Origin of the sequence: Paenibacillus nanensis (assembly GCF_003583765.1) — a bacterium.
Classification (GTDB): Bacteria; Bacillota; Bacilli; order Paenibacillales; family Paenibacillaceae; genus Pristimantibacillus; species Pristimantibacillus nanensis.
The window spans coordinates 92,260-103,488 of record NZ_QXQA01000004.1 but is presented as its reverse complement, the minus strand read 5'-3'; the positions used below and the strand labels follow the sequence as shown (position 1 = coordinate 103,488).

13 protein-coding genes are annotated in these 11,229 nt (G+C 53.5%); all 13 read right to left on the bottom strand.

Annotation, left to right across the window (positions count from 1 at the left end):
* Positions 1–1,572, bottom strand: a complete 1,572-nt coding sequence (trpE, locus tag D3P08_RS08605) for an anthranilate synthase component I (protein ID WP_119599102.1) — start codon at positions 1,570–1,572, stop codon at positions 1–3.
* A 330-nt stretch (positions 1,573–1,902) separates the two neighbouring features.
* Positions 1,903–2,274, bottom strand: coding sequence for a chorismate mutase (gene aroH / locus D3P08_RS08600; RefSeq protein ID WP_119599101.1), 372 nt, complete (start codon positions 2,272–2,274; stop codon positions 1,903–1,905).
* Positions 2,271–3,377, bottom strand: coding sequence for a 3-dehydroquinate synthase (aroB, locus tag D3P08_RS08595; protein ID WP_240647383.1), 1,107 nt, complete (start codon positions 3,375–3,377; stop codon positions 2,271–2,273). The genes aroH and aroB overlap by 4 nt, the downstream gene beginning before the upstream one ends.
* 2 nt (positions 3,378–3,379) lie before the next feature.
* On the bottom strand, positions 3,380–4,549 hold the full coding sequence (gene aroC / locus D3P08_RS08590) for a chorismate synthase (RefSeq protein WP_119599100.1): 1,170 nt from the start codon (positions 4,547–4,549) through the stop codon (positions 3,380–3,382).
* Positions 4,550–4,761: 212 nt separating this feature from the next.
* Complete coding sequence (locus D3P08_RS27240; RefSeq protein ID WP_162848400.1) at positions 4,762–4,932, bottom strand: hypothetical protein; 171 nt, start codon at positions 4,930–4,932, stop codon at positions 4,762–4,764.
* 73 nt (positions 4,933–5,005) lie between these two features.
* Positions 5,006–5,785, bottom strand: coding sequence for a CheR family methyltransferase (locus tag D3P08_RS08585; protein WP_119599099.1), 780 nt, complete (start codon positions 5,783–5,785; stop codon positions 5,006–5,008).
* A 30-nt stretch (positions 5,786–5,815) separates the two neighbouring features.
* Entirely contained in the window at positions 5,816–6,259 is a 444-nt protein-coding gene (gene ndk, locus D3P08_RS08580; protein ID WP_119599098.1) for a nucleoside-diphosphate kinase, read from the bottom strand.
* A gap of 25 nt (positions 6,260–6,284) precedes the next feature.
* Positions 6,285–7,259, bottom strand: coding sequence for a polyprenyl synthetase family protein (locus tag D3P08_RS08575; RefSeq protein ID WP_119599097.1), 975 nt, complete (start codon positions 7,257–7,259; stop codon positions 6,285–6,287).
* Positions 7,256–8,116 (bottom strand): menaquinone biosynthesis protein, encoded by an 861-nt coding sequence (locus tag D3P08_RS08570; RefSeq protein ID WP_119599096.1) that lies wholly within the window; start codon positions 8,114–8,116, stop codon positions 7,256–7,258. The genes D3P08_RS08575 and D3P08_RS08570 overlap by 4 nt, the downstream gene beginning before the upstream one ends.
* Positions 8,085–8,750 carry a UbiX family flavin prenyltransferase gene (locus D3P08_RS08565; RefSeq protein ID WP_119599095.1) on the bottom strand — a complete coding sequence of 222 codons (666 nt, stop codon included), beginning with the start codon at positions 8,748–8,750 and terminating at the stop codon, positions 8,085–8,087. Before D3P08_RS08565 ends, D3P08_RS08570 begins: the two co-directional genes overlap by 32 nt.
* Positions 8,744–9,619 (bottom strand): UbiA-like polyprenyltransferase, encoded by an 876-nt coding sequence (locus D3P08_RS08560; protein ID WP_119599094.1) that lies wholly within the window; start codon positions 9,617–9,619, stop codon positions 8,744–8,746. The genes D3P08_RS08565 and D3P08_RS08560 overlap by 7 nt, the downstream gene beginning before the upstream one ends.
* A gap of 6 nt (positions 9,620–9,625) precedes the next feature.
* Entirely contained in the window at positions 9,626–10,339 is a 714-nt protein-coding gene (locus tag D3P08_RS08555; RefSeq protein WP_119599093.1) for a demethylmenaquinone methyltransferase, read from the bottom strand.
* A 7-nt stretch (positions 10,340–10,346) separates the two neighbouring features.
* Positions 10,347–11,216, bottom strand: coding sequence for a heptaprenyl diphosphate synthase component 1 (locus tag D3P08_RS08550; protein WP_119599092.1), 870 nt, complete (start codon positions 11,214–11,216; stop codon positions 10,347–10,349).
* Between the last annotated feature and the right edge of the window lie 13 nt (positions 11,217–11,229).

The window sequence follows — 11,229 nt, the reverse complement described above, 5'->3', positions numbered from 1 at the left end:
TTAACCCCGCCCCTCTCTCGCATGGACTCTCACTTCATAATCGGTATTTACCACCGCGCCGACCGGCTCGCGATGTTGTTTGCCAAAGCTGGCTTCGGCCGCCCGTATCGCCTTTAGTCCGCTTTTGGCTTTATTTACGGTTTCCATATATTCATTTTCCGGAACGGAATCCCATACGATGCCTGCCCCGCTTTGGACATAGGCTTTGCCGTGTTTGAAGATGATCGTGCGAATCGTGATGCAAGTATCCATCGAGCCGCCAAAGCCCAAATATCCGATGGCGCCCGCGTAAGCGCCGCGCGCTTCGTTCTCGAGCTCAGCAATAATTTCCATCGCCCGCAGCTTTGGAGCGCCCGAAACCGTTCCGGCAGGCAGGCAAGAAATGAATGCGTCGAAGAAATCTTTGTCCTCCCGAAGCTTGCCGGAAACGTTCGAGACGATATGCATCACATGCGAGTATCGTTCGATTTCCATAAAAGAATCGCAGCGGACGGAACCAAATTCGGACACCCTGCCGATATCGTTGCGTCCCAGATCGACGAGCATCAAATGCTCCGCGCGCTCTTTCTCGTCTGCGAGCAAATCCAGCTCGAGCGCCTTATCCTCTTCGGGCGTTTTCCCTCTTGGTCTCGTTCCCGCGATCGGCCGCGTCTCCACCCTGTCGCTTGCGACCTTCACGAGCGCCTCCGGCGAAGCGCCGACGATGACTTCTTCCCCCATTTTCAAATAATACATGTAAGGGGACGGGTTCATCGTCCGCAGAACGCGGTACACAAGAAGAGGATCAATATCCGTTTCGACGCTGAATCGTTGCGACAAAACAACCTGGAAAATATCGCCTGCGCGAATATAATCCTTTGCTTTGTCGACGTTCGCCATGAATTGCTCCTTCGTCAAATTCGACTGAATATCGCCGAGTTCCGGATCGGCCGGCACAGGGGCAACCGGCGTTGCCATATTCACAATGGGCTGCTTCATGCGAGCTATCGTCGCTTCGATTTTTGCGACGGCCGCCTCATATGCAGCCGTAATCTCGCTGTCGGTAGCGCCGGTCTCGATATGCACATTGCCGATCACCTGCAGCTGCTGCTTGAAGTGATCGAATACAATAACCTGGTCGCAGAACATAAATTGCATGTCGTTCATATTCAAATCATCTATGCGATGAGCGGGAAGCTTCTCGTAATATTGCAGCAGGTCGTATCCGAAAAATCCGATCGCTCCACCTGTAAAAGGCGGCAGCTCGGCGCTAGACGGACTGCGGTAAGCGCGAAGCTTCGCTTTGAGGAGCTCGATCGGCTTCTCCCGAAGCAACGTCCGCTCGCCTTTATGCTCCAGCACAAGCTCGCCATGCTTGCCGTACAGCTTCATAAACGGATCCGTCCCGATAAAGGAATATCGGGCCCACTTCACGCCGCCCTCAACGCTCTCCAGCAGGAAGGCGTAATCCTCCGACGCAAAATGGTGGAACAAACGGATCGGCGTTTCGGTATCGGCCATCACGTACCTGACAATAGGGATCAAATTGTAGGTTCCGGCCAGTTGAATGACGTTTTTTAATTCATTGGACATCGCATGCAGCCTCCATCTCTCGGGTTATAAGCGGCGAGGGAGTCTCATCAAATTAAAAAAGCCCCTGCCGCAGCAGGAGCCGTAAATTTGATGATGGCATAGATGTGCCTGGGCATAACGCTTGACTACCGGTATGCAGGAAAGAACAACAGTCCCGAAAGTTGCACGTCAACTTTGCCGGTACCTGTCGAACCAACGCTGCAAGCATAGCAAAGCTAGCTTCAGGCTATTCTCTAAACTCGTCTCATCTCATCTCAGCTAAAAACCTACTCTGGCTCATCTCACTTATGCATATAACTATAAAACATACGGTTAACAACCGTCAACCCGTTATTTGGAATTAGCTAAATCTGGACGAAGCGCTTTTGCGCCGCCCAAATAGATATGGCGGATCTCTTCCTGCGTCTTCTCGGTATTGACCAGCACCATAAGGCGGATGCATCGCTCCAGACTGCCTTTGACAGGCACCTCAAGCGCGCACATCAGCGGAACGAGCTCCCAGCCCGGCAGCTGCCTAATCGATTGAGCCGGGAAGGTTTCATCCAAATCATTCGTTACGGTAATTAAAACGCTGCAAATATCTGCAGGATGAAGTTCATTCTGGGCGATAACGGCCGAGACCATCTCCAACGTCGCGCCGGCGATGAGCTTTGCATCATTCGCTTCAACTGTAATGGCGCCTCTTATTCCGCGTACACTCATTTCTGTTCAGCCTCCAATTTCAGTTCCTCCACGATTTCCCTTACCCATTCGACGGACACGTCGGATCTAATCTCGACTGAACCGATGGCGGTCGGGACGATAAAGACCATCGTGCCTTCCGAAAATTTCTTATCATGCATCATAGCCGCCATTATGGCATCCACATCATAATGCTTCGGCAAGGAGACGGGCAGTCCGCATTTCGCAAGTACCCGTTTCGTTGTGGTGTATACGTCCTGCGGAGCTCCGCAGCGTACGCCTAATCTTGCCGCTCCGACCATACCGATTGAAATCGCTTCGCCATGCTGTAGCTCATTATAACCGGCCACCGCCTCCAGGGCGTGCCCGATCGTATGACCCAGATTCAGTATCGCCCGAAGGCCAAGCTCCTTCTCGTCTTGCGAGACGACGGATGCTTTGACGCCGCAGCCCTTATACAAGGCGTAACCCAAGCTGTCGGCATCTAGAGCGCGCAGCTTGTCGGCATTCTGTTCGCACCAGTCGACGAAGGCGGCGTCCCGAATCAGGCCATGCTTGACCACTTCCGCTAAGCCGGAGCTCACGTCGCGAGGAGGCAGCGTCTGCAGCGTCCCAAGATCGTACAGGACAAACTCGGGCTGGTGAAACGCGCCAATAATGTTTTTAGCCTTGGGATGATTGACCGCTACCTTGCCGCCTACGCTGCTGTCATGGGCAAGAATCGTCGTCGGGATCTGGACAAATTTAATGCCGCGCATGTAGGATGCGGCCACAAAGCCGGCCAAATCGCCTACGACGCCGCCGCCCAGCGCTACGATAACGGATTTACGGTCGAGACCGGCATCCAGCGCTTCGCCGACCAAATCGCCCAGCATCGCAAGAGATTTTGAGCTTTCGCCTGCCGGCACAACCGCGCTTACTGCCCGGTAGCCCCCGTTCCTCAAGCTCTCTTCCAGCTGAGGAAGATGACGCGGCGCCACATTAGAGTCCGTTATGATCAGCAGCGGCGATTTTTTCCCGATGCCGTGCTTTTGGAAATAGGAAGCCGCCTCGTTAATGAGGCCTTCCCCAATATAAATAGGATAAGAGCGTTCACCTAAATCGACGTTTAACTCGCGCATCATGTTTAATACCTTTCTAATTGCGCCAAATAGCTGTTGACATTGGCACGGATTTCTTCAATCGAATCGCCTCCGAACTTCTCCAAGAAAGCCTTCGCCACTTCCCAGGCGACGACATGCTCCATGACAACGCTCGCCGCTGGGACAGCGCAGCTATCGGAACGCTCGACCTGCGCCGTAAAAGGCTCCTTCGTATCAATATCTACGCTGCGAAGAGGCTTATATAACGTCGGAATCGGCTTCATGACGCCGCGGACGACGATCTGCTCCCCGTTCGTCATGCCGCCCTCGAAACCGCCGAGACGATTGGTCGCACGGTGGTAGCCCTTCTCCGGATCATACATAATTTCGTCATGCACCTGCGAGCCGCGAAGCTTCGCCGCCTCGAAGCCGATGCCGATCTCGCAGCCCTTAAAGGCGTTGATCGATACGACAGCCCCCGCAATCCGGGCGTCCAGCTTGCGGTCCCATTGCACATGGCTGCCAAGGCCGACCGGCACGCCTTCGACGATACACTCCACAATACCGCCGATGGAGTCGCCTTCCGCTTTGATTTGATCGATGTAGTCCATCATTTTTTGCTCGGTTTCTTTGTCGACTACACGAACGGAGGACTCTTCCGTCAAGCGAATCAGTTCATCCACCGGAAGCTGGTTGGGCGGAGCTTCGATCTCCCCGATCCGAATCACTTGCCCGGCTACTTTTATGCCGAATTCCGCAAGCAGCTGTCTAGCGATTGCGCCCACAGCAACACGGGCGGCCGTCTCGCGAGCGCTCGAGCGCTCCAGCACGTTGCGCAAATCTTTTAAATTATATTTCAGACCGCCGTTCAAATCCGCATGTCCCGGACGCGGACGGTGAACGCGGCGCTTCTCTTCGTCGCTGCCCTCAATCGGCTCAATATTCATGACCGATGTCCAATGCTTCCAGTCATTATTTTTCACGACGACGGCGACCGGAGCGCCGGTTGTTTTGCCGTGACGAACACCGCCGACAATATCGGCCGTATCCTTCTCAATCTGCATTCTGCGGCCGCGGCCATGGCCTTTCTGGCGGCGCTGCATTTGAAAATTCAGCTCTTCAAAGTCGAGCTTCAGGTTGCTCGGCAAACCTTCTATAATAGCGGTCAATTGAGGACCATGCGTTTCTCCCGCTGTTAAATACCGCAAGCTCAAGCCTATTCCCCCTTTAATGCAGAAATGCGTTAACGCGCTCCTGCTGTTGTGTATTGCCCGAAACATCTTTGCTCATTATAGTACAGGGGGAGCCGATTTGACAAGAAATCTCGCGATTGGCGGGACGATGCGGCGATTTGTTCCGAAATAAAAAAGCCGGCGCTCCGGCCCGTTCGGGATCCTTGAGCTCCGGCTTGGCGAAAGCTTTATGTCTAAAGACTTTTGACATTGGATTGCTCGCGCATTTGCGGAATATCGAGATTCGGCTTCGCATCGTGTATGAGCCTTGCTGCTTGTCGGCTGTCGACACCGATGATTTGCGCGACTTCCTGGATCGTAATGAAGCCGCGGCGATATGCCGCAATGACCTTGCGCTTGTCCATCTCCTGTCTCCCTTCGCGTCGAAAATGATCTACATCTAGTATAGGAGAACATGGAAATCGCTATACATGCGCGCTACACGCGGCGGTAAAAGAATGTATCGGCGGTTTCGAAGCCGTATTGTCCCGGCGAAAAAATTTGTTCCGTGCTGCCTACGAACAGCAGCCCCCCCGGCTTCAACGCTTCCGAAAACTTATGGTAGAGCCCATGCTTCGCGTCCTCCGTAAAATAGATCATCACATTGCGGCAGACAATGAGGTCGAAGCCTTTATCGAACGAATCGTGAAGCAGATTTCCCTGCTTGAACTGAATGGATTTCTTCAACGTATCCGACACAAGAAAAGCGCCTTCCGACGGCGTAAAATATTTGGTCCGGCAGTTTGCAGGCACATCGCGAAGCGATCTTTCCAAATAGCTGCCTTCCCGCGCCTTCTCCAGCACATTGTTATCCAGATCGGTAGCGAGAATGGACGCCTTCCCGAGCGCGCCGAGCTCCGACAAAATCATCGCGAGCGTATAAGGCTCCTCACCCGTTGAGCAGGCCGCGCTCCAAATTTTTACGCGGGCGTTCGCTGCCAGCATCTCCGGCAGAAAACGGGTCTTCAGCACTTCCCATCGGTTAGGATTGCGCCAAAACTCCGAGACGTTAATTGTCATGCGGTCCAAAAACTCATTCAGCAGCGACCGGTCCTTCTCGATGGCTTGATAATATTGCTCAAACGTCGAAAAGCCGTTCTTCATTCGCAGTGTTGTCAACCGCCGCTTCATCTGGGCTTCTTTGTATTGAGACAGATCAATATTGGTTTTGCGCTTGATGCGGTCAATAAAATGGGAAAAATCCAAATCCTCTGTCATGAGCGGCCTCCATGATGTTCTGCTGTGCCTTTATACCCAGCGCTGAATCGTATGCTCGTAATCGACCAGCTCTTCCGGAGAAAAGAAAATGCCGATCTCGCGTTCCGCGCTTGCCGCGGAATCGGAGCCGTGAATCAAGTTAAAGTTGGTATGGACGGCGAAGTCCGAACGGATCGTGCCCGGCGCCGCGTCGATCGCGTCCGTCTTGCCGATCATCGCCCGTGTCAGCGCGATTACGTTGTCCCCGCTCCACACCATGGCAAATACCGGACCCGACGTAATAAATTCCAGCAAAGGCTCGTAGAATGGCTTGCCCTTATGATCCGCGTAGTGGATTTCTGCCCGTTCCCGCGAAATCTGCATGAACTTGGCGGCTTGCAGTTGCAGTCCTTTTCTCTCAAAGCGCGACACGATCTCGCCGATCAGTCCGCGTTGTACGCCGTCAGGCTTAATCATCAGAAACGTTCTTTCCATAGGTAACCATCCCTTCAGCACATCGTTAATAGTTGCGCTTATTCACAAAATGCGCAATATCGATCAAATTCTTTTTCGCCGCGATGTCCGGCAATCCTTCTATGGCGCGCAAAGCTTTTTGTATGTAACGGCTTGCCATCTCATCCGCAAGGTTGCCGCCTTTGCTTTCGCGGATAAGCGCTATAGCCCTCTTCGTGTCCGGGAAGCCTTCAGCCTTGCGAATCGCTTCAATCTCTTGAAGCAGTTGCCCTCTTATGTTCGTATCCCGTAACGCCAGAATAACCGGCAGCGTAATGTTGCCTTGTCTAATGTCCGAGCCCGGCGGTTTGCCGATTTGCTTCTCGGTACCGTACAAATCCAGCAAATCGTCGCGGATTTGAAACGCCATGCCGACGTTATAGCCGTACCGGTACAGCCGGTTTGCCGTAACGCGGTCTGCGTTCGCCGCTACAGCGCCAAGCTGGCAGCTGATCGCGATAAGAAGCGCCGTCTTCCTGCGGATGCGCAGCAGGTAGTTGCGCACCGACTGCTCCGTATTAAAGAAGTCGCGGATCTGCTCCATTTCGCCGATACACATTTGAACCAAGGATTTCGATAGGATTTGATGAATAAGCGGATTAGGCAATTGTGTCGCAATCGAAAGCGCCTTGCCGTGTATGTAATCCCCGGTGTACATCGCGATCCGGTTATCCCATTTCGACTTCACCGTCAGTTGTCCGCGTCTCGTCTCGGCGTCGTCGATCACGTCGTCATGGACGAGCGACGCCATATGGATGAGCTCCAGCGGAACCGCGACTTTCTTCAGCAAGTCGAGATTGTACTCTCCGAATTTGCCCGCCAAAAGGACGATTACGGGACGGAGCCGTTTCCCGCCCGCTTTGAGCAGATGAGTAGAAGCGTCTCTTAGAAGCGCGTGATCGTCGGATACGCTGCGCTCGAGCTCCTGTTCGATTTGATTCAATTCGCCCTTCATCTTTGCATACAAGTCTAATAGTTTCATTCCTTCACCTTTTGGGGGGATTGTTCTTCATAAAACGTCAACTCGACATGATGATAGAGCAGCTGCAGCTCTTTGGCGTATCGGAAATAAAGGGCCAGTCCCTCTTGCAGCTTGCCGCTAAAATCATATTGGAGCGAACGGAAATACGTTCTCCAATATTCGGCTTCGCCTCCAAGCAATCCGCAGGCCCGCGTAATCAACGGTTCAGGATGCCGAAGAAGCTCCTCCTTCGAATCATGCAGCCCTTGATACACGGCGCGGAGCGCTTCGCCTTGTTCTGCAGCCGCGGACCGGCGCGCGGCGACGACCGCATACGTCATGCCTAGCCCTGTCCACTCATGCCATACCTCACCGAGATCCATGACATGCAGACCTGCGCAATTCCACGACGCCGTAATCGCCGGATCGCCGATTAACAGCGCGGCGTCCGCATCCTTCAGCATGTCCTGCAAATTTGGCGCCGCCGGCACATATTCCGGCTCGCATTCGAAGCGCATCGCCATAATAATCTTTAATAAATTGACCGAGGTTGCGGATGTTGTCGTTACTGCGACGCGTTCGGGCTTCTTCTTCGCCAACGGCTCTTTCATAAAAAGCAAGATGGAATGAACACGGCCGACGGAACCGACCGAAAGCCCTGGCAATAAGACATAATCCTTGCAAAATTGTCCGTAGGAGAAGGACGATATAGCGGATACATCAAGCTCTCCCGCGCTCAGCATCCGGTTAAGCTCGGCCGGCACCCGGGCGATCATTTCGTAATCCAGGTCTCCGGCGTGCCGCTCAAAGCCTTTAAATAGCGGCCAGGCGTTAGCGTAATCAATTTCACCGATGGTGATCGGGCGAAGATTGCCCATTCTGCTCATCTCCCCATCTTCTGTACAAATCATGATCAATATCTGCGTTGTCTAGTACTTTGCCCACAAGGAAATTTACCATCTCATCCATCGACTGAGGCTTATAATAGAACGCCGGCATCGCCGGCACAATCCGAACACCAAGTCTTGCGAGCGTGAGCATATTCTCCAAATGAATCGCATGCAGCGGAGTTTCCCGCGGCACAATAAGAAGCTTGCGCCCTTCCTTCAGCATGACGTCCGCGGCGCGGGTCATCAGATTGTTCGAGGCCCCATGCGCGATCGACGAGAGCGTCCCCATGGAGCACGGCATAATAATCATCCCTTGCACGCGGAAGGAACCGCTGGCAATGGAAGCGCCGATATCTCCATTTGGATGAAAAATAAGCCTGCCATGAGTCGGATTCGCGCAAAAAGCTTTCTCTACTGCTTCAGCTCTGCGAGTCGTTTCCCATCCGAGCTCTTCCTTCAGCACGCGCCAGCCCGCCTCGGTCACAACCAAATGCACCTCATAGCGCTGCTTGAGCAGCTCTTCTATAAGCCGCACGCCATAGATTGAGCCGCTTGCCCCGGTAATGCCGACAATCCAACGGTTTGCTGAAGCGGCGGACTCCTGATTTCTGATGGCTACCATTGACTCAGCACCGCCAAATCCGCGATTGTGAACAAAAACAAGACGACGCTAAGCGTGCCGTTCATACCGAAGAAGGCCGTCTGTACACGCGACAGGTCTGTTGGCTTCACCAAATAGTGCTGATAGAACAGAAGCGCGATGGAAAGCAGCGCGCCGAACAAATAGAGCCAGCTGAGCTGCGTCATCCAAAATAATGCGACGAAACCAACCGCCGTTATAATATGCAGCGAACGGGCGATCCAGAGCGCGCCCGCGATCCCGAACCGAGCCGGAATCGAGTACAAACCTGCGTTACGGTCGTATTCGAAATCCTGTGTCGCGTAAATAATATCAAAACCCGCAATCCAAAGCGCGACGGTGCCGTATAAGAGCCAAGCGACGGCGTCAAACTGACCCGTTACGGCTACCCAAGCGCCAAGGGGCGACAGCGCGATTGTAAGACCGAGCACAATATGGCAAAGCCATGTAAAACGTTTGGTGTAGGAATAAATAACAAGAAAAAAGACCGCTATAGGCATTAATTTCATGGTGATCGGATCGAGATTCGCAGCCGCCAGGATCAGCAAGCCGAACGACACGACGATAAAGAGCAGCACCTCCGCCGACTTGAGCAGTCCTGCAGGAAGCGCGCGGTTCTTCGTGCGCGGATTGCGCAGGTCGATCGCTTTGTCGATCACGCGATTCAAGCTCATCGCCGCGCTTCTCGCTCCGAACATCGCAAGCGAGATCCAGCCGATCTCCGCCCACGAAGGAAGCCTGTCCTCCATGACCAAAGCGCCGAGCAGCGCCCCCATATACGCGAAAGGAAGCGCAAACACGGTATGTTCAAATTTAATCATTTCCAAAATAATGCGCAATTTACGAATCATGATGTCTCACCCTTGTCCCTTCGTACCCATATGGAGCGCGGCGATGCCGCCAAAGAAGAGACGCACGTCCACACCCGTAATCCCCGCTTCGCGGAACAGCTCCGTCAAGCCCTTGGAATCAGGGAACAGCTTCAGCGAATCCGGCAGCCACTGATATTCTTTAAAACGGCCTGCCAGCAGCTTGCCGAACAACGGCATTATACGTTCAAAATAAAGATAATAAATACCTTTGAATGGCTGCCAGGTCGGCTTGGAAAGCTCCAGGCAAACCACCTTGCCACCCGGCTTTAATACCCGCCGCATCTCACGCAGCACTTGCAAATAGTCCGGTACGTTGCGAAGACCGAATCCGATCGTCACATAGTCGAAGCTGTTATCCTCAAACGGCAGGCTCATCGCGTTTCCCTGCACAAGCTGGATTTGCTCGCTCAGGCCAACCCGCTTAATCTTCTCGGCTCCGACATCCAGCATGTTTTGACTGAAGTCTAGGCCGACGATACGGCCAGTGCCGCTCGCTTTCGCTAAGTCAATCGTCCAGTCGCAGGTGCCGCAGCAAATATCAAGCGCGTTCTGGCCGGGCTGAACGTTCATTCGCTTCATCGTATATTTGCGCCAAGCTTTATGCCTTCGAAAGCTGATCACGTCGTTCATAAAATCGTATTTCGGTGCGATCGTCTCGAACAGCGCATGCACATGGCTTTTCGAATCTGTGTTGTTCACTTTCCAGTCACCTCGTCTCGTTAAGCGCAGGCATGCCGCAATTGAGCTTGCCAAGCAAGCTGTCCGCGATGCCCGCCAGCTCGCCCGCCAGCTTGTCCGATTCCAGCTTGGCGGCAGCCGTCCTTACGGATTCTACAGCTTGCTTCAGCTTCACTGTCAGCAAACTGCGGACATCGTACTTTTGAATTAACGCCTGGATGAAGCCGCTCTCCAACTGATTGGACGCGAGCAGATGGCGTTCCTCCTCATTGCCAACCTGAAGGCAATGCCAATAAGCCCAGCTCTTCTCGAAGCGCTGCCCGCTTTCGCTGCGCTCGAGCTCATCCAGAACAACCTCGCAGCGGCTTATGCTGCTCAGCAGCTCTGGCCACACTCTTGAAACGGCGCCTTCAAGAAGCGATGCAAAGTGCTGGAACAGCTCACTTCGAAGCTGTACGGCGAATCCGAAATAATCCTCCGCCGACAGCTTGAGCCCCCTCATTCGCGTGTATAGGTTTACTTTCAGCTTGTTCACTTCGCATACGGCGTTGCTGATTTTGGTAATCATATCGATCTGCCCGGCATTGGCGAGCAATTGGTAGAAACGAGCGCTGAAAAAATCGCCTGCCAGCACCTTAAGCTGCCTGGACCGCATTTCGCGCTCCGAACGCTGCGCCGTATCCGTGTCAATCAAATCATGCGTGTCCATACCTAGTTGAACGAGCGACACAACAAGCGTATACAGCTCGCTTTGCTCGCGGGACGACCTTTGTTCGCTCAGGACCGCATACAGCATACGGGCTCTCGGTTCCGCCAGGGGAGGCAGCTCAGTATGCGTCTCGATCATATCATGCTTTGCATACTGTCGGGTCATATCTGAAATCCGGTATATTGTCATGGTAGAAGCCTCC